Raw genomic sequence first — 17,268 nt, 5'->3', positions numbered from 1 at the left:
TTCAACTTGGAATATCAGGCCGCCCTTTTTTGCTTGCCTGTGGTGCACAAAAGCCACGATGGGGGCGGGACATGTGATGGGGGTGCGGGTGTCAGCCGCGCGGGAGGGTGAAAGCAGATGAACGAACCGCGATCAGCGACACCGGGGCATCCCGAAGTGGGAGCCAATCCCGAGAAGGCGCCGCGGACCGAGCGCGGACGCAGGACTTTGCGAAAACTGCTCGATGCGGCGGCGGTCGAGTTTGGGGAACGGGGTTTTCACGAAGCGTCGATCAGCGGCATCACCCGGCGCGCCGGGACCGCGCTCGGCAGCTTTTATACCTATTTTGATTCGAAAGAAGAAATATTCCAGGCGCTTGTCCGCTATATGAGCGAACAGCTTCGCGATCATGTGACCCCGCTGGTTCAGGCGGCGCCCGACGAAATTGCGGCCGAGCGGGTGGGTCTGGAATCCTTCCTCGGCTTTGTGCGCGCGCATAAGGAAATCTATCGGATCATCGATGAGGCCGAGTTCGTCGACTATGCGAGCTATCGCCGTCACTATGAAACCACCGTCGAGCGTATCCGGCAGCGATTGGCGGCCGGCGCGGAACGTGGAGAGGTCAGGCCCGATGCGGGTGAGATCCACGCCTGGGCCATCGCCGGTATGAACGTGTTCCTGGGTATGCGCTACGGCTTGTGGGATGAAAGCGCCGATATTGCGGAGGTCGCGCGGGTCGTGAACGACTTGCTGGCGAACGGGTTGAAAACGCGGGATTGATCGCCGTCCTTTATACAGGGCAGGGGTGCCACCGGTTTGAGCTGCGGATTTGGCGTGGGGAGCGGACGTTTCTCCCTTTCGTCACCCCGGGGTTGACCTGGGGTCCAGCTATTGCCTCGCCGATCAGCCGCGCGCGATCAGGAAGATCGCATGTTCCGCGCGCCAGCTGGCGGCGGCGTCGCTCGTCGGCTTGTCGCCGTTCAAATACCAGGCGCCTTCGACGGCGATATTCTTTGCCGCGACCAGGTCGCGAAAATCGCTGACCGTGACATGGTGGATATTGGGCGTTTCATACCAGGCGACGGGCAAGAGGCGCGTCACCGGCATGCGCCCGCCCCACAGCAGCGCGAGGCGGACGCGCCAATGTGCGAAATTGGGGAAGCTGACAAAGGCGCGCGGCGCGATGCGCAGCAGTTCGTCGACGACGCGGTCCGGGCGGCGCGAGGTTTGCAGCGTCTGCGACAGGATCGCGATGTCAAAGGCATCGTCGGGATAATCGGCGAGGTCACGGTCGGCATCGCCTTGCACGACGGCCAGCCCGCGTTCCATTGCTGCCGCGACATTGGCGGGATCGATTTCAAGGCCACGTACATCGGTCGCCTTGGCGTCACGCAGCGCCGCCATCAGCGTCCCGTCGCCGCAGCCGATGTCGAGCACGCGCGCGCCCGCCGGCACCTGGGCGGCGATCAGCGCGAGATCGGGGCGCAGACCCGGCGCGCTCATCGTCCAGCCTCGATAAAGCCCGCCATCAGCCGCCACATTTCGGGCGAATCGAGCAGGAAGGCGTCATGGCCGAAGGGGCTCGATAATTCGACGAAACTTGCCTGCGCACCCGCGGCGTGCAGCGCCTGGACGATGCGCCGCGATTCGCTGGTCGGATAGAGCCAGTCCGAATCGAAGCTGACGAGCCCGAAGCGCACCGGCGACTGGCGAAAGGCATCGGCGAGCCGCCCGCCATGCGGATCGGCAAGGTCGAAATAGTCCATTGCGCGGGTGATATAGAGATAGGAGTTGGCGTCGAAGCGATCGACAAAGCTGATCCCCTGGTGCCTGAGATAGGATTCGACCTGGAAGTCGGCGTCGAAGCCAAAGGTCTTGGCCTCGCGATCCTGAAGCTGTCGGCCGAATTTCTCGGTCAGCCCGGCCTCGGACAAATAGGTGATGTGCGCGGCCATCCGCGCGACCGACAAACCCTTCACCGGAACCCGGCCGCTGGCGTAATAATCGCCGCCCTGCCAGTCGGGATCGGCCATGATCGCCTGTCGCCCTACCTCGTGGAAGGCGATATTCTGTGCCGAATGGCGCGCGGCGGAGGCGATGATCAGTGCCCGGTCGACGCGATCCGGATAATGGGCGGCCCAGGTCAGTGCCTGCATTCCACCCATCGATCCGCCGATGACGGCATGAAGCCGCGCGATACCCAGTTGATCGAGCAGCATGGCCTGGGCCCGCGCCATGTCACCGATCGTCACGACCGGGAAGGTCATGGCGAAGGGGACGCCGGTGGCGGGATCGATGCTGGCGGGGCCGCTCGATCCCAGGCAGCTGCCGATCACATTGGCGCAGACGACATGATAACGGTCGGTATCGATCACGCCGCCCGGCCGGACAACCTTGCTCCACCAGCCGGGCTTTCCGGTCACGGGATGGGTCGAGGCGACATATTGATCCATCGTCAGCGCGTGACAGATGAGGATCACATTATCGCGGGCTTCGTTCAGCGGCCCATAGCATTCATAGGCGATGGTCGGCCGTGCGAGCACGGCGCCGCTGTCGAGCGGAAGCGGCCGGTCGAGTTCGACCTGATTATGCCGGACGGGTTGTAAACGGGTGGCCATGGCTTGCGCGGGGCTAAGCGGGTGCGGGAGACGTGTCAACGCAGAGCGCAACATGCTGGACTCAGCGCGATCAAACGCTAAACGGCCGCATATGACCGATACGACACGCACCCTGCAGCCCAAGCCGTGGATCAGCGGCATCGCTCCTTATATTCCCGGCAAGTCGGCGGGGGCCGACGGGCGCCCGATGGTGAAGCTGTCGGCAAATGAGAATCCGTTGGGAACCGGCGACAAGGCGCGCGAAGCTTTTGTCGCGGCCGCCGCCGATCTGGCGCGCTACCCCGACCCCGGCGCCGCGGCACTGCGCGAGGCACTCGGCGCCAAATTCGGGCTCGACCCGGCGCGGGTGATTTACGGTACCGGTTCGGACGAACTGCTCCACCTTGCAGCGAGCGCCTATGCGGGGCCGGGCGATGAAGTGCTCTATGTTCGCTATGGTTTCTCGGTTTACGAAATCGCGGCGCGGCGGGTGGGGGCGACTCCGGTTGAGGCCCCCGACAAGGATTATGCGACCGATGTCGACGCGCTGATCGCTGCGGTGACGCCAAAAACGCGCGTCGTCTATCTTGCCAACCCCAATAATCCGACCGGTACGCTGGCGACGAAGGACGAGGTTGCGCGAATCCATGCCGCGCTCCCCGCTGATGTGCTGTTCGTACTCGACCAGGCCTATGCCGAATATCTGGAACCGCAGGAGGATGACGGCGGGCTCGAACTGGCGAAACAGGCACCGAACGTGTTCGTCACCCGTACCTTCTCCAAAATCCACGGGCTGGCCGCTGAACGCATCGGCTGGGGCTACGCCAGCGCCGAGGTGATCGAGGCGCTGCACCGCATTCGTGCGCCGTTCAACGTCACGCGCTGTGGCCAGGCGGCGGCGATCGGCGCGCTGGATGACGATGATTTCGTCGTGCGCAGCCGCGATCAAAATGCGCAGTGGCGCGCCTGGCTGACAGCCGAGCTTGAAGCGATGGGCAATCATGGCGTGCGCGTTGTGCCGTCGGCGACCAACTTCCTTCTCGTGCTGTTCGAAGGCTCGGTAAGTGCCGAGCAGGTCAATGCGCATTTGATGGACGCGGGCTATATCGTTCGCTGGCTGCCGGGGCAGGGGCTGCCGAACGCGCTTCGCATGACGATCGGCAGCGAGGAGGAAACGCGCGGGCTGGCCGCGGCGATTCGCGCTGCGCTCGAAGGCTGACTTCGGCATGGATGCCGGGCGGCTGGCGATCGTCGGACTGGGCCTGATCGGCTCGTCAATCGCGCGTGCGGTCCGGGCGCGGCTTCCGGGCGTGGTTGTCACCGGCCATGACGCCAGCGCTGAAGTGCGTGCCGAGGCGCGGTCGCTCGGTCTTTGCGACCATATTGCCGACGATCCCGCTATGGCCGTGACAGACGCCGATCTGGTGATTTTGGCGGTACCGGTGGGGCGCATGGCCGACGCGGCGCATATGATCGCGCCCGGCCTTGGCGCCGATGCCATCATTTCCGATGTCGGATCGTCGAAGGCTGGGGTCGGCGCGGCGCTGCGCGCGGCGCTGCCGGGCCATGTCATCATTCCTGCGCATCCAGTGGCAGGGACCGAAAACAGCGGCCCCGCTGCCGGTTTTGCCACGCTGTTCGAGGGGCGTTGGTGCATCATCACGCCCGAAGCCGACGCTTCCCGGGGTGCGGTCGATCGGCTCGCTGGATTCTGGCAGGCGCTTGGCGCTCGGGTCGAAACGATGGACGCCGCCCATCATGACATGGTGCTGGCGGTGACGAGCCATTTGCCGCACCTGATCGCCTATACGATCGTCGGGACCGCGAGCGAGCTTGAGGAAGTGACCGAAAGCGAGGTCATCAAATATTCGGCAGGGGGCTTTCGCGATTTTACCCGTATCGCGGCGAGCGATCCGGTGATGTGGCGCGACGTTTTTCTGGCCAACAAGGATGCCGTGCTGGCGACGCTTCAGCGTTTCAACGAAGATCTGACGGCGCTGCAACAGGCGATCCGCCGCGGCGATGGCGGAAAGCTGGAGGATTGGTTCACGCGGACGCGGGCGATCCGTCGTTCGATCATCGAACAGGGACAGGACGACGCGGCCCCGGATTTCGGTCGCAAGCATTGAGCGCGTGCCGCGTCGTGGTGGTGAAAGCGGCGTTTGCAGGCGCGATGGCGCCGGCGGGCGGTCTATCCCCTATGCGCCCCGCTTTACTTGCAACGCCTCTGGTGGATTGAGGGCGTTGATGGCGCGCCACACGCGTTCCTCGGCCTCGTCACGCGGCAGGCCGGCCGGAATCGTTTCGCCAACCCGATAGGTGATGGTGCCCGGCCATTTGACCCAGCGGCGCGGCGGATAGGCGACGCCGCTGTCGATCGCGACCGGGATGACTGGCACGCCGAGCAGCCGGTACATGCCTGCGAAACCCGCGCGCAGCGGGGGAGCTTCGCCGTGGGCGACGCGCGTACCCTCGGCGAACAGGCACAGCGGGCGTCCGCTGGCCAATGCGCCCTTGGCTGCCGCCAGCATCGCGCGCATGGCTTTGCCGCCGCCATCGCGATCGACCGGTATCAGGCCATAGAAGCGCGCGGCCTGTCCCCAGACGGGGATCGAGAATAGCTCTTCCTTGGCAAAGACCGCTGGATGGTGGAACAGCATCGGCTGTTCGACGGTTTCGAACGCAGATTCATGCTTGAAGACATAGAGTACGGGAATGTCGGGCATTTCGCCTTCGACCCGGATGCGTTGTCCCAGCAGAAGCTGGCAGATCAGGCGGTGAAAGCGAGCCCAAAGGCGGACGAACCAGCGTGTGGCATGGTGCGACACGGGCAGTGAGACGACCGCGCCTATCGAGCAGATGCTGCTCATCAACACGAAAGCGATCCAGAAAAGGATCGAACGGATCAAGGCGGCGAAATAGCGCATGGTGCAGCGCTTACAGGCCGAGCATGCCGCCCGCCAGCCCCGCGAGATATTTGTGATACTCACGAAACAGTGTGGCGAAACTCGGCTGGCTACGCACGGCGTCGGGAACAATCGTCACTTTGTCGCCGACCGCCCGCGCGATTTCATATTCGGCGCGGCGCATGTGCCAGTCGGTCGTGACCAGCCGAACGGTGCGATAGTTGCGCCGCGCAACCCATGTTGCGACTTCGGTGGCGTTCGAGCGTGTGTCCTCCGCTTCGAACCCGAGCGCGATGCAGCAGTCGAAGAGCTTCTCGGGGCGCTTGTAGGTCGCGGCGAGTTCCTTGGGCTTTACCTCGCGCGCAACGCCGCTGATCAATACCCGCTTCGCCTGTCCCGCCTCGAGCAATTCGAGTGCGCGATCTATGCGTCCCGGGCCACCGGTCAGCACGACGATAGCGTCGGTCTTCCCGAGCGGCGCGGGCATCGGCGGCAACAGGGCGAACCAGGCGAAACCCAGAACCCAAGCAAGAAAGGCAATGGATATCAATCTCTTGATCATAGTATCTTCTTGAGCGCGGCGAGCAGCGTCTGGCGCGCCGTCAGGGCTGCGAGTGCGATAGCCAATAGCGGCAGCGCCAGCAAGAGCGCCCAGCCAATGGTCCCGAGCGACGCTGTCGCGGCCAGCCCCGCCGTAACGCCCGACCACTGCCAGCCGATCAACAGCAGGATAGCCGTCGCGACGGCCGTGCCGAGCGCGATGCCGTAGGCGGTGTCGATGGCAATGCGGCGCTGGAACAGGCGGGTGATCTGGCGATCGGTGGCGCCGATCAGATGCAGCATTTCGATCGTCGCATAATGGGTGCCCAATGCGGCGCGAGCGGTCATGATGACCACGGCGGCGCTCGCGGCGGTCATCATCAGGACCAGTGCACCCGCGACCCAGGCGAGCGAGCGGATCAGCCGCGCGACCGGGCCCAGCCATTCGGCATGTGGAATGATTCGCGCGCCGGGTGCCTCTTCGGCCACCAGCTGGCGCAGGCGGGCCAATTGCCCGGCGCGGTCGGTGCCCACGAAGTCGATATCGACCAGTGCCGGAAGGGGGAGCGATTTCAGTGCCGGGTCGTCGCCATCGGCGCTGCCGAACCATTGGCCGAGCGTCGACAATAGTTCTTCCTGTTCGACCGATCGAGCCGACCGGACAAAGGATTGCGCGGCGGCGCGGCGGCGCAATGCACTCGCTTGTTCGGCCCGCGCGACCGGATTGGCCGTAACGATCTGTACGGTGACGCGGCCGGCGATTGCGTCCCCGATCGCATTGGCCGAGCGCGCGAGTCCTACCCCTGCCGCCGCAGCGAGCAGGGTCAGCATCATCAATATCGCGATCACCCAGGGCGTCGGACCGGCCAGGCGGCGGTCGGGGAGCAGACGGCGGTGCTGTATGGGAACGCGCGGAATGATCATCGACGATCCACCCTATGCCCGGTTCGGTGGATAGCGCAGAGCGCCGGTCGGGTCGGAGAGTCTTCCCTTCTCCAGGCGCATCATCTGGGCGTTCTCGATGCGGCTGATCAGGTGGATGTCGTGGGTGGCAACGACGACGGTGGTGCCAAGGCGGTTCAGCGCCTCGAACAATCCCAAAAGCCGCATTGCCATGTCGGGATCGACGTTACCTGTCGGTTCGTCGGCAACCAGCAGTTGCGGCCGCGCGATGACGGCGCGGGCAATGGCGACGCGCTGCTGCTCGCCCCCGGACAGGGTCGCAGGAAAGGCATCGGCGCGGCCGCCGAGGCCGATCCAGCTCAGCATTTCGCCAACGGGTCCCGCCAGATCCTCTTCCCCCACGCCGGCAATCCGCAGCGGCAATGCGATATTGTCGCGAGCTGACAAATGCGGGATCAGGCGAAAGTCCTGGAAGACGACGCCGATACGGCGGCGAAAGCCCGGCAGGCGGTGGCGCGGCATTGCCACCAGATCTTCCCCGAACAGCCGTACGATGCCGCGGCTTGGCCGCTGTGCGAGGTAGAGCATCTTCAAAAGCGAGGTTTTGCCTGCGCCCGATGCACCGGTCAGAAAATAGAAGCTGCCGGGCTGTAGATTGAAACTGATGTCGCTCAGCACTTCGGCATCGGGGCCATAGCGCAGTCCGACACCGTCGAATTCGACCATGGCGCCGCCCGGCCGCGGTGGCCGCGCCTCTGTCATGACGTCACCTTGGCGCCCAATCGCGCGAATTTTCGCCGGGATGACTGTCCAGCTGTGCCGCCCATAGCGACGCCTGTTGCACGGCTGTTCGGCGAGGACAAGGTGGAAGCGCCACGCGGCGCTTGCAACGCCGCGAATCAGCGTGTTTAGAGGAGGCCATGATCCTAGCCTGCCCGTCCTGCCATACGCGCTATGTCGTGCCCGATACGGCGATCGGGCCGACCGGGCGCACGGTGCGCTGCGCCAATTGCCGCCATAGCTGGTTCCAGGAACCCGCCGCCCAGCCGCCGCTCGAGCTGGCTGCCGGACCGATGGAAGCGGCGCCGCTGCCTGCCGAACCGGGAGGTGAAGACGCGGTCGCGGCGACCTCGGATGCGGCGATATCGCCCGCAGCCCCAACCGTCCCCGATAGCGCTTCCGTCCCATCGACACCTGCCGAAACCCCGCCGGACGGTGCTGTGACGGAGGTTGCCGCGCCCCCGCCTCCGAGTGCCTTTTCGGCGGCGCCCGACCCGCAGCCACGCACTGCTTCCGTTGCGGCCGAGGAAAAAGAGCCGCCGCTGCCTTTCCGTCGTCCGCGCCGCAACCCGGCCAAGCGCTGGACCGCAGTGGCGGCGGTCGCGGCGGTGCTGATGGTCGCCACGACCGCCAGCCTCGCCTACTTCGGGCTGCCAGGCTGGGCTCAAGGGCTGGGCATCGGCGGTTCAGCGGGCGAGCCCGACCTCGTCATCGAATTGCCGCCCAACCAGGACCATCGCGAACTTGCGGACGGAACGATCTATTTTGCTGCGTCGGGCGTGATCATCAATCCGACCGACCGCGAACAGCGTGTCCCGCCCATCCTGGCCGAGCTTCGCGATGCGCAGGGTACGATCGTTTACAGCTGGACGATCAAGCCCCCGGTGCGGATGCTGCCGCCAAATGAAAAGGTCAATTTTAGCGAGGCGAAGCTCGACATTCCTCGCCGCGCAACGCAGCTTACGGTAAGTTGGTCGCTGCCGAAAAATTGACGTATCGGCCGGCTGATTCGGTGTCAGGGCTTCACAGGCTGACGGCCGCGGCCAGCGAGAGCAGAAAGCTGGTCCCGGTCGCGATGATGATGGGGACGAAGCAGCGCCACCCCTGATCGAGCAGTAGCGCGAGCCGGGCCTTCATCGCGGTTGCGACGATGGCGAGCAGCAATAGCCCCTGCGCCGCACTCCCCGCTCCCTTTTGCAGCGCGTCTGGAAAAGCGAACAGTGAATTGACTGCGGCGATAGCCAGAAAGCCCATGATGAACCAGGGCAGGCGAAGCGGAATCCGCCTCGCTTCGCCGTCCGGCCGTCCAGATCCGCGGCCCAGCCATAGCGCGACCAGCATCAGCATCGGTGCGAGCAGGGCGACGCGGGTCAGCTTGACGATCGTTGCGATCTCACCGGCATTGGCCGAATAGGAAAAGCCGCCGCCGATCGCCTGTGCCACATCGTGGATCGATGCGCCGATCAGGAAGCCGGCTTGGGCATCAGAGAGGCCGAACTCGCGGGCGAGGACGGGATAGAGCGTCATGGCGAGTGCGCTGGCGACGGTGATGCCGACCAGCGTGAGGGTGAAGCGGGCCTGGTCGACCCGCTTTTCACCGATTAACGAATAGAGTGCCAGGGCGGCAGAGGCGCCGCAGATCGCCGTCGCGCCGCCGGCGAGGAGCGCGGCGTGACGATCTTGTGCGAACAGCCGGGCACTCGCGACGGTAACGACGATAACGGCGAGCATTATCAGCAGCAGCAGGGCAAAGGGCAGCGGCCCCAGTTCGACGAATTGGGCGGCGGTGATGCGGGCGCCGACCAGGACGATGCCTATGCGTAGCGCTGTCTGCGACAGAAGATCGAGCCCCGCGTGGGTGCGCTTGTCCTGCGACAGAAAGCTGAGCGCCAGACCGATGAGCAGCCCCATCAGAACGATCGGCGCGGCATAATGGTCGGACAGCCAGGCCGCGGCGAGCGCGGCAATCGCCGTGACGAGCACGCCGGGTAGATAGTCCCGCCACCGCCGCCGCGTGGGCGGGCGGGCTTCCAGTTGCAATTCGCCATAAAGATCGGCGGCCATCGGCCAGCTTTGTTCGGATGCACGCATCGGTTTTTCGTCCCCTTGCGCCGTGCCGCTTGGCACATCGACGCCCTGCGGTCGATAGGCCATTGCTGGCGGGCGCACAGCTTGCTAGAGGCCTCGCTCAATCAGCACCCGTAGCTCAGCTGGATAGAGCGCTGCCCTCCGAAGGCAGGTGTCAAGCCGCATTGGCGGGAATTCTTTCTTCCTAAACACCTGAAAATGCGTCGCTTTTCCTACCATCCGTTTTGCGGATCGTAACTTTATCGTCTCACGGAAGCACCACGGAAGCAAAGTCCAGAAAGCTGCCGGAAGCGATGGGATATCAGCGGCGGTCAGACCGGTCTCGAGACCGAGCTATCGAATCCGTTGACCAACACCGGTTCGACCGGCTAGGCAGCGCCGCGAAGCACCCGTAGCTCAGCTGGATAGAGTGTCGCCCTCCGAAGGCGAAGGTCACAGGTTCGAATCCTGTCGGGTGCGCCATTCAAGCATTTTCGGGTCGAGGGTTCGAATCTCTTCGCCCTCGTCATAGATGGCGTTGTCGTCGTTGCACATGTCGGTCGGGCCATAGATCATGGTCGCCGGCAATAGAGCCAACGGGTAAATGCCCGGTTTCGCGGTGTCGCACGCAATATCGCGGTGGCTCGAATCCGGCCCGCGAGCCCATCCTGCGCAATCGCCAATCAAACTTCTTGCTGGCGGCTTTCCTGCCTTGCGTCGCGCAAAATCTCGATGCCGCCCTTGATGGCGATGAGGGCTGTCGCAAAACCGACGAGCAGATCGGGCCAGTTGGTGCCGAGCCACCAGACCAAGACGCCGGCAATCAGGATGCCGCCGTTCGAGATGAAATCATTGAAGCTGAAGGTCGTGGCAGCCCGCAGGTTCACGTCAGGCTGTTCGATGCGCTGGAGCAGTCGGAGGCAGGCATAATTCACGACCGCAGCGACCGCCGACATGATCATCATGGTGCTCCCGATCGGCTCGCTGCCTTGCAGATAGCGCCGTCCAACGTCGAGCAGGACACCGGCGGCGAAAATCAGGAGCATGACGCCAGAAGCGGTGGCGGCGCGCGTCTTCCATTTCATGCCGCGCATCAGCGCGACCAGACTGAGGGCGTACACCGCGGCATCGGAGAGATTGTCGAGGCCGTTCGCGATGAGTGCGCTGGAATCGCCCATCGCTCCGGTGATGAGGAAGGCGGCAGCGATCGCCGCATTGAGGAGCAGGACGATCCACAGCGTCCGCCGTTCGTCCTTCACCTTCGCAATGTCCTCAGCCATCACAAACTCCTTCGCCCCTCGGCTTCAAAAAGGGGACGGAACCCATTTGGGTTCCGCCCAGTGTCGTCTCCCGGAAGGCGCGGACAGGGGGGAAGCGCCGACCGGGATGACGGTCAGGTCGCGAGTTTCTGCTCCTGGCGCGGACCTGCGAGCTCTTCTTCCTCGGCCTTCGCGCTCCGGCGATGGACCAGCAGGTAGAGCGCCGGCAGCACCAACAGCGTCAGGATGGTCGACGAGATGATCCCGCCGATCACGACCGTTGCCAGAGGCCTTTGCACTTCCGAGCCCGCCCCGACGTTGATCGCCATTGGCACGAACCCGAGCGACGCAACGAGCGCGGTCATCATGACGGGCCGCAGCCGGGTCAGCGCCCCTTCGCGGATCGCGTCGAGCAGGCCTTTGCCCCGTTCGCGCAAATCCTTGATGAAGGAGAGCATCACGACGCCGTTCAGCACCGCGACGCCGGAGAGCGCGATGAAGCCGACGCCCGCCGAGATCGACAAGGGTATGCCCCTTAGCGCCAGCGCCGCGACGCCGCCGGTCAGCGCCAGCGGCACGCCCGAGAAGACGATCGCTGCGTCGCGTACCGAGCCGAACAACATGAACAGCAGCCCGAAGATGAGCAGCAGGACCAGCGGAACGACGATCTGGAGGCGCGCGCTCGCCGACTGAAGCTGTTCGAAGGTGCCGCCATATTCGACATAATAGCCGTCGGGCAGTTCGACCTCGCCTTCGACCTTTTGTGTCAGCTCGTCGATGAACGATCCGAGATCGCGCCCGCGGACATTCGCCGTGATCACCGCGCGGCGTTTCCCATTTTCGCGGCTGATCTGGTTCGGTCCCGCCGCCAACGAAATCTCCGCCAACTCTGACAGCGGAACGAAACCGCCGGCCGGAAGCGCGACGGGCAGATTGCCGAGCGAGGCGAGATCGGTGCGGATCGCTTCGGGGAGCCGGACGATGACGTCGAAGCGCCGATCGCCCTCGAACAGCTCGCCCGCCTGCCGTCCGCCGGTCGCGGTCGATACCGCGTCCTGGACCGTCTCCATGCTCACGCCATAGCGCGCCAGCTTGTCGCGGTCGGGCGTGACCGAGAGCATCGGCAGGCCGGTCACCTGTTCGAGCTTCACGTCCTGCGCACCCGATATGCCGCCGGCCACTTCCTCGATCGCCTGGCCCGTTTCGAGCAGTTGATCGAGATCGTCGCCGAAAAGCTTGATCGCGACATCCGCGCGGACGCCGGCAATCAGCTCGTTCATGCGCATCTTCACCGGCTGGGTGAACTCATAATTGTTGCCGGGCACCTCGTTCACCGCCTTGTTGAGCTCGGCGACAAGCTGATCGCGCGGCTTGCGCGGATCGGGCCAGTCCTTCCGGTCCTTGAGCATGATGAAATTGTCGGCGACAGAAGGCGGCATCGGATCGGTTGCCACCTCGGGCGTTCCGATTTTGGCGAACACCCGTTCGACCTCGGGGAATTGCCGGATGCGCTTTTCGAGCGCCTCCTGCATCGCGATCGACTGGGTGAGGCTGGTCCCCGGAATGCGCATCGCGTGCATTGCGATATCGCCTTCGTCGAGATCGGGGATGAACTCCGATCCGAGCCGCGTCGCCGCCGCCCCGCTCAGCGCAACCAGCAGGATCGCGCCGGCAAGCGCGGCCTTGGGCCAGTCGAGAACGCGGTCGAGCATCGGGCGATAGCCCTTGCCGAGGCCGCGCATCAGCCAATTTTCCTTTTCCTCGACCTTGCCCGTGACAAACAATGCCACGGCGGCGGGAACGAGGGTCAGCGAGAGGATAAGCGCTGCCGTCAGCGCGAGGACGACCGTGATCGCCATCGGGTGGAAGGTTTTGCCCTCGACGCCTTCAAGCGCGAAGATCGGCAGATAGACCGCGGTGATGATGATCACGCCGAAGATGCTCGGCTTGATCACTTCGGCGCTTGCCGAGGCGACGAGGCCGAAACGTTCGTCGCGATCGAGCAGGCGGCCGAGCCTGTGCTGCGCCTCGCCGAGCCTGCGCAGGCAATTTTCGACGATGATCACGGCGCCGTCGACGATGAGACCGAAGTCCAGCGCCCCGAGGCTCATGAGGTTCGCCGATGTCCGCGTCTGGAGCATGCCGGTGAGCGTCATCAGCATCGCGACCGGGATGACCGCCGCGGTAATGAGCGCGGCGCGGAAATTTCCGAGCAGCAGAAAGAGGATCACGATGACGAGCAGCGCGCCCTCGGCGAGATTCTTCTGCACCGTCGCGATCGTGCGCTCGACGAGCGCGGTGCGATCATAGAGCGGCCGGGCTTCGACGCCCTGCGGCAGCGCGCGCGACGCTTCGGCGAGGCGTTCGGCGGACGCTTGGGCGACGACGCGGGGATTTTCCCCGATCAGCATCGACACCGTGGCGAGCACGACTTCTTTGCCATTCTCGGTCGCAGCGCCGGTGCGGAGGCCCGAGCCGATCGCAACGTCGGCGACGTCGGCGATACGGATCGGCACGCCGCCGCGCGTCGTAATGATGATCTGTGACAGGTCGCGCTCATTCGCGGCCTGACCCGGAACACGGATCAGGATCTGCTCGCCGCTGCGCTCGACATAGCCGGCGCCGCGGTTGGCATTGTTGCTTTCCAGCGCCGTGACGACGTCGTTCAGCGAAAGATTGAGCGCCGCCAGCGAAGCCGGGTTGGGGGTTACATGATATTGGCGGGCATAGCCGCCGATCGTGTTGATCTCGGCGACGCCGGGGATCGTGCGCATCTGCGGACGGATCACCCAGTCCGAGAGAGTGCGCAGATCCTCCGCCGTGTAGGGCGTGCCGTCAGGCTTCTTCGCCCCCGGCTTGGCCTCGACCGAAAACATGAAGATCTCGCCGAGACCTGTCGAGATCGGTCCCATTTCGGGTTCCATGCCTGGGGGCAGCTGTCCCCTTGCGGCTTGCAGCCTTTCGTTCACCTGCTGGCGCGCGAAATAGATGTCGGTGCCATCCTCGAACACCACCGTGACCTGGCTGAGGCCGTAGCGGGAGATCGAGCGCGTGTAGCTCAAATTGGGGATGCCCGCGATCGCAGTCTCGATCGGGTAGGTGATGCGCTGCTCGGATTCGAGCGGCGAATAGCCTTCCGCCTTGGTGTTGATCTGGACCTGGACGTTGGTGATGTCGGGAACGGCGTCGATCGGAAGCTTCGTGGCGCTCCACGCCCCGATCGCGCAGAGGAGCGCGACGACGGCGAGGATGAGCCAGCGTTGCCGGATCGAGAAGCCTATGGTTTTGGCTAGCATGATTTCCTACTCCCCGATCAATGGTCGTGGCCCGCGCCCGACTTTTCGATGTCGGCGCGAACGAGGAAACTGCCTTTGGTGACATAGGATGTGCCGGGCTTGATGCCCGACAGGACCTCGGTCCATTCGGGCGACGAGCGACCAAGCTTCAGCATCCGGACCTCATAGTCCTGCCCGAAATTGGCATAGACCACCTTGAAGTCGCGGAAGGGCTGGATCGCCTCGGTGCGCACCGCGAGCGGGACGTTGACGGGATTGACCATCACGCGTCCGCGCAGCGCCATGCCGGGGCGGAGCGCGCCCGAGCGGTTCGGGATCGTCGCGCGCATCAGCGCGGTTCCCGCCTCGGCATTGCCCTCGGGGAGGAACTGGCCCAGGCGCGCCGTGGCGATCGCCGCCCCGTCCTGCGTCTCGACGGTTACCTGCATCCCCGGCCGGATCGTCGCGAGATCGCGCGGGAAGATGTTGAACACGACCGTCGTCTGCGCCGGATCGGTGACCACATAAAGCGCGCGGCCATCGGTCACATCGCCTGGATTGGCGTTGCGCTCGGCAACAACCCCGCCGACCGTTGCGTGAACGGGATAGACCTGGAGGCTCTCGCTCGATTCGATACGCGCGAGGAGTTCGCCGCGGCGGACCGTGTCGCCGACCGCCTTGGTGACCGAGACCACGCGGCCGGGAAACTGGCCGCGAATCTCGGAGCGGGCGGTCGGAGACAATTGCACGGTGCCATAGAGTTCGCGCATTTCGCCGACAGTCGCGGGTCCGACGATCGCGGTCTCGATGCCGCCGGCCTTGGCGGCATCGGCGGCGATCCGCGTGCGGCCTTCGGGGTTCGCATATTTCCAGACATGGCGCTTGCCATTCACCACCGCGACCACTTCGACGTCGAAGCTGTGCGGTTCGGTGACCACGCCCTGGCCGACGAGGAACTTGCCCTGCGGGCGGAAGGTGAAGCGATCGACGTCGCCGCCGAGGCGGGTCAGCGTGATCGCGAGCTGGACGCTCTTCGGGTCGACCGGCTTGCCCGCCACGGTCGGATAGACGCGGAACTGGGGCTCGGTGCCGCTCTCGAAGATGGTCACCTCGACCGCGACGTCGCCGCTCTTGAGGAGGCGTCCGCCATTGGGACCTTCGCTCTCCTCTTCGCCTTCGCCTTCGCCATGGCTTTCGCCTTCTTCATGCTTGTCTTCGCCCTCGGCGCCGCCGCCGCAGGCCGCCAGTGGCACGGCGAGGAACAACGCCGCGGTCGCGGCGCGAAACGGAAAAGTCTTCATGGATTTGTCTCCGCAAGAGGGGCCGCGTCGAAGCGGCCGGTCAGGCGATCGATCTCCGCGAGCGCGTCGCGGTAGGTCGTCATCGCCTCGGCCCATTGGCCCTGTATCTGGATGATGGTGTCGGCTGCGTCCTGGACGTCGGCGAATAGGAAGCCGCCGCGCGCATAGCCTTCGCGCACCTGTGCGAGGGTCTTGACCGCTTTCGGATAGACCTCGTTCATGATGCCTTCGGCCCGCACCCGCGCAGCGTCCGCGTCGGCCCGCAGCGAGGCGAGGCGGCGAAGCCGTTCGAGGCGGTTCGCTTCCGACTGGAACTCGATCTGCCGTCGTTCGGCCTGCGCCCGGGCGATATTACCCTGGTTGCGGTCGAAACGGCCGATCGGGATCGACACCCCGCCGAGGACCGCGATATCATTGGTCTCGCGAAGGAAACGCGTGCCCCCCGAGACCGTATAGTCCTGCACCGCACGGCTCTGCTCTACGACGACCTGCGCCCGAGCGCGGTCGACCGCGGCATCGAACACCGCGGTATCGGCTTCGGCGAGCGGCGGATCGCGCGGATCGGGCTTCTCGATCCCTTCCGAAACGACGAGCCCGTCGGCGCTGCCGCCCCAATAGGATGCGAGCAGCGACCGGGCGGCGATCCGCTTGGCCTGCACTTCCTTGAGCGCCAGTTCGGCCTCGAGAATGCGGGCATCGGCCCTCGTCTCGACGAACAGCGGGTCCTTGTAACCGCGGACGCGCCGGATCGCCTCGCTCCGCATCTCCTTTTCGAGTTTGACCCGGTCTTCGGCGATCCAGACCATCTGTTCGGCGATCTGGACGTCGATATACGCTCGCTGCACAGTCTGCGCGATGTCGAGCCGGACGACCCGCCATTGCGCCTCGGCAAGCACGACACCGCGTTCGGCGAGCGCCATGCGCGCCGCACGCTTGTCGCCGCGCTCGATCGGCTGCGAATAGGTGACGGTCAGCTCGGACTGACGAAACAGCCCATAGCCTCCGGTTCCGGCGGCATTGTCCATGTCCACCGACACCGTCGGGTTCGGACGAACCCTTGCCTGCAACTGGTCGCCGCGCGCGGCATCAACGCCTGCTTCGCCCGCTCTAATCTCGGGGGATGCGGCTATGGCCCGCTCGACCGCCTGGTCGAGCGTTAGCGGCTGGGCCCAAGCGGACCCTGCCAGCAGCGCAGCCCCGGCCAACAGGGCGGCGCGCATACGGATATGCATATTGATTCACTCCTGAACGAGTCGGCTGAGCGCAGACCGGAAAGGGTCGCGCGGCAGGCTGATTCAGGCGAGGGGCGGGTTCAGGGGAGGCGCGATGGCGCGCGAGGTGAGGCGGGTCGCAGGCACGGAGAACAGGAGTCCGCCCGAGAAGCAGCGAAAATTGTCGCTGCCCGCGAGCGCCTGGTCGGAGGCGACCGGGCAATTATGATGGCTGCCGTGAAGGTCCGCGTCCTGCTGGCTACCGGAAGCGTCGCCGCCCGACAATTGATCGGGCCCATTGTGCATGAAAACATGGGCGCTGTCGGCGTGATGCGGCATGCTGGCGTCCGCAGGCGCAGCCATGTGCAACCCGCTCAGCAGCAGGACAAACAGCATAAACAGGCGGAGCGGAGCGCCGGACATCGTCGCGCCCCTAACAGCCAAAGGGCT

17 protein-coding genes and 1 tRNA gene are annotated in these 17,268 nt (G+C 65.0%); 5 read left to right on the top strand and 13 right to left on the bottom strand.

The window, feature by feature from the left end:
* Positions 1-117: 117 nt before the first annotated feature.
* A complete protein-coding gene (locus U0S50_RS09280) occupies positions 118-759 on the top strand; it encodes a TetR/AcrR family transcriptional regulator (RefSeq protein ID WP_322308494.1) in 642 nt (213 codons plus the stop codon).
* Between the two features lie 123 nt (positions 760-882).
* Here the strand turns inward: U0S50_RS09280 and metW are convergent, their stop codons facing one another.
* Both metW and metX read right to left on the bottom strand, forming a co-directional pair.
* Positions 883-1,482, bottom strand: a complete 600-nt coding sequence (gene metW / locus U0S50_RS09275; protein WP_322308493.1) for a methionine biosynthesis protein MetW — start codon at positions 1,480-1,482, stop codon at positions 883-885.
* On the bottom strand, positions 1,479-2,597 hold the full coding sequence (metX, locus tag U0S50_RS09270) for a homoserine O-acetyltransferase MetX (protein ID WP_322308492.1): 1,119 nt from the start codon (positions 2,595-2,597) through the stop codon (positions 1,479-1,481). Before metX ends, metW begins: the two co-directional genes overlap by 4 nt.
* A 91-nt stretch (positions 2,598-2,688) precedes the next feature.
* Between metX and hisC the strand changes: the two genes are divergently transcribed.
* Both hisC and U0S50_RS09260 read left to right on the top strand, forming a co-directional pair.
* A complete protein-coding gene (gene hisC / locus U0S50_RS09265) occupies positions 2,689-3,795 on the top strand; it encodes a histidinol-phosphate transaminase (protein WP_322308491.1) in 1,107 nt (368 codons plus the stop codon).
* Positions 3,796-3,802: 7 nt separating this feature from the next.
* On the top strand, positions 3,803-4,705 hold the full coding sequence (locus U0S50_RS09260) for a prephenate/arogenate dehydrogenase family protein (RefSeq protein ID WP_322308490.1): 903 nt from the start codon (positions 3,803-3,805) through the stop codon (positions 4,703-4,705).
* Positions 4,706-4,774: 69 nt separating this feature from the next.
* On the opposite strand, the gene U0S50_RS09255 is transcribed toward U0S50_RS09260, so the two are convergent.
* From U0S50_RS09255 to ftsE, 4 genes are read right to left on the bottom strand one after another with little or no spacing between them, the layout of a single operon-like run.
* Positions 4,775-5,503, bottom strand: coding sequence for a lysophospholipid acyltransferase family protein (locus U0S50_RS09255; protein ID WP_322308489.1), 729 nt, complete (start codon positions 5,501-5,503; stop codon positions 4,775-4,777).
* 10 nt (positions 5,504-5,513) lie between these two features.
* Positions 5,514-6,044, bottom strand: a complete 531-nt coding sequence (locus tag U0S50_RS09250; RefSeq protein ID WP_322308488.1) for a YdcF family protein — start codon at positions 6,042-6,044, stop codon at positions 5,514-5,516.
* The gene (locus U0S50_RS09245; RefSeq protein ID WP_322308487.1) at positions 6,041-6,946 is read right to left on the bottom strand and encodes a cell division protein; all 906 of its coding nucleotides are present in this window, start codon (positions 6,944-6,946) and stop codon (positions 6,041-6,043) included. Before U0S50_RS09245 ends, U0S50_RS09250 begins: the two co-directional genes overlap by 4 nt.
* 12 nt (positions 6,947-6,958) lie before the next feature.
* Entirely contained in the window at positions 6,959-7,687 is a 729-nt protein-coding gene (gene ftsE / locus U0S50_RS09240) for a cell division ATP-binding protein FtsE (protein ID WP_322308486.1), read from the bottom strand.
* Between the two features lie 158 nt (positions 7,688-7,845).
* Here ftsE and U0S50_RS09235 point away from each other — a divergent pair, with 158 nt between their 5' ends.
* The gene (locus U0S50_RS09235) at positions 7,846-8,697 is read left to right on the top strand and encodes a zinc-ribbon domain-containing protein (protein WP_322308485.1); all 852 of its coding nucleotides are present in this window, start codon (positions 7,846-7,848) and stop codon (positions 8,695-8,697) included.
* Between the two features lie 31 nt (positions 8,698-8,728).
* Here the strand turns inward: U0S50_RS09235 and U0S50_RS09230 are convergent, their stop codons facing one another.
* Entirely contained in the window at positions 8,729-9,796 is a 1,068-nt protein-coding gene (locus U0S50_RS09230; RefSeq protein ID WP_322308484.1) for a YeiH family protein, read from the bottom strand.
* A 382-nt stretch (positions 9,797-10,178) separates the two neighbouring features.
* On the opposite strand from U0S50_RS09230, the gene U0S50_RS09225 reads away from it, so the two are divergent.
* Positions 10,179-10,255 (top strand) — tRNA-Arg (locus U0S50_RS09225).
* On the opposite strand, the gene U0S50_RS09220 is transcribed toward U0S50_RS09225, so the two are convergent.
* The 6 genes from U0S50_RS09220 to U0S50_RS09195 all read right to left on the bottom strand — a co-directional run bounded on the left by U0S50_RS09220 (position 10,226) and on the right by U0S50_RS09195 (position 17,241).
* On the bottom strand, positions 10,226-10,348 hold the full coding sequence (locus U0S50_RS09220) for a hypothetical protein (RefSeq protein ID WP_322308483.1): 123 nt from the start codon (positions 10,346-10,348) through the stop codon (positions 10,226-10,228). The genes U0S50_RS09225 and U0S50_RS09220 overlap by 30 nt on opposite strands.
* 107 nt (positions 10,349-10,455) lie before the next feature.
* Positions 10,456-11,052 carry a cation transporter gene (locus U0S50_RS09215; protein WP_322308482.1) on the bottom strand — a complete coding sequence of 199 codons (597 nt, stop codon included), beginning with the start codon at positions 11,050-11,052 and terminating at the stop codon, positions 10,456-10,458.
* Positions 11,053-11,165: 113 nt separating this feature from the next.
* Positions 11,166-14,327 (bottom strand): CusA/CzcA family heavy metal efflux RND transporter, encoded by a 3,162-nt coding sequence (locus tag U0S50_RS09210; protein ID WP_322308481.1) that lies wholly within the window; start codon positions 14,325-14,327, stop codon positions 11,166-11,168.
* A gap of 17 nt (positions 14,328-14,344) precedes the next feature.
* Positions 14,345-15,607, bottom strand: a complete 1,263-nt coding sequence (locus U0S50_RS09205) for an efflux RND transporter periplasmic adaptor subunit (protein ID WP_322308480.1) — start codon at positions 15,605-15,607, stop codon at positions 14,345-14,347.
* On the bottom strand, positions 15,604-16,839 hold the full coding sequence (locus U0S50_RS09200) for a TolC family protein (RefSeq protein WP_322308479.1): 1,236 nt from the start codon (positions 16,837-16,839) through the stop codon (positions 15,604-15,606). Before U0S50_RS09200 ends, U0S50_RS09205 begins: the two co-directional genes overlap by 4 nt.
* Positions 16,840-16,902: 63 nt before the next feature.
* Positions 16,903-17,241: a hypothetical protein gene (locus U0S50_RS09195; RefSeq protein WP_322308478.1), complete on the bottom strand. Its 339-nt coding sequence runs from the start codon at positions 17,239-17,241 to the stop codon at positions 16,903-16,905.
* Positions 17,242-17,268: the final 27 nt, after the last annotated feature.

It is taken from the genome of Sphingopyxis sp., assembly GCF_034380315.1.
Taxonomy (GTDB): domain Bacteria; phylum Pseudomonadota; class Alphaproteobacteria; order Sphingomonadales; family Sphingomonadaceae; genus Sphingopyxis.
This window is presented reverse-complemented; position numbering and strand designations above follow the sequence as displayed.

What these genes read in the sequence shown, in the direction of transcription:
- U0S50_RS09280 (WP_322308494.1), top strand. Translation starts at nt 118, where the DNA reads ATGAACGAACCGCGATCAGCGACACCGGGGCATCCCGAAGTGGGAGCC.
- metW (WP_322308493.1), bottom strand. Translation starts at nt 1,482, where the DNA reads ATGAGCGCGCCGGGTCTGCGCCCCGATCTCGCGCTGATCGCCGCCCAG.
- metX (WP_322308492.1), bottom strand. Translation starts at nt 2,597, where the DNA reads ATGGCCACCCGTTTACAACCCGTCCGGCATAATCAGGTCGAACTCGAC.
- hisC (WP_322308491.1), top strand. Translation starts at nt 2,689, where the DNA reads ATGACCGATACGACACGCACCCTGCAGCCCAAGCCGTGGATCAGCGGC.
- U0S50_RS09260 (WP_322308490.1), top strand. Translation starts at nt 3,803, where the DNA reads ATGGATGCCGGGCGGCTGGCGATCGTCGGACTGGGCCTGATCGGCTCG.
- U0S50_RS09255 (WP_322308489.1), bottom strand. Translation starts at nt 5,503, where the DNA reads ATGCGCTATTTCGCCGCCTTGATCCGTTCGATCCTTTTCTGGATCGCT.
- U0S50_RS09250 (WP_322308488.1), bottom strand. Translation starts at nt 6,044, where the DNA reads ATGATCAAGAGATTGATATCCATTGCCTTTCTTGCTTGGGTTCTGGGT.
- U0S50_RS09245 (WP_322308487.1), bottom strand. Translation starts at nt 6,946, where the DNA reads ATGATCATTCCGCGCGTTCCCATACAGCACCGCCGTCTGCTCCCCGAC.
- ftsE (WP_322308486.1), bottom strand. Translation starts at nt 7,687, where the DNA reads ATGACAGAGGCGCGGCCACCGCGGCCGGGCGGCGCCATGGTCGAATTC.
- U0S50_RS09235 (WP_322308485.1), top strand. Translation starts at nt 7,846, where the DNA reads ATGATCCTAGCCTGCCCGTCCTGCCATACGCGCTATGTCGTGCCCGAT.
- U0S50_RS09230 (WP_322308484.1), bottom strand. Translation starts at nt 9,796, where the DNA reads ATGCGTGCATCCGAACAAAGCTGGCCGATGGCCGCCGATCTTTATGGC.
- U0S50_RS09220 (WP_322308483.1), bottom strand. Translation starts at nt 10,348, where the DNA reads ATGATCTATGGCCCGACCGACATGTGCAACGACGACAACGCCATCTAT.
- U0S50_RS09215 (WP_322308482.1), bottom strand. Translation starts at nt 11,052, where the DNA reads ATGGCTGAGGACATTGCGAAGGTGAAGGACGAACGGCGGACGCTGTGG.
- U0S50_RS09210 (WP_322308481.1), bottom strand. Translation starts at nt 14,327, where the DNA reads ATGCTAGCCAAAACCATAGGCTTCTCGATCCGGCAACGCTGGCTCATC.
- U0S50_RS09205 (WP_322308480.1), bottom strand. Translation starts at nt 15,607, where the DNA reads ATGAAGACTTTTCCGTTTCGCGCCGCGACCGCGGCGTTGTTCCTCGCC.
- U0S50_RS09200 (WP_322308479.1), bottom strand. Translation starts at nt 16,839, where the DNA reads ATGCATATCCGTATGCGCGCCGCCCTGTTGGCCGGGGCTGCGCTGCTG.
- U0S50_RS09195 (WP_322308478.1), bottom strand. Translation starts at nt 17,241, where the DNA reads ATGTCCGGCGCTCCGCTCCGCCTGTTTATGCTGTTTGTCCTGCTGCTG.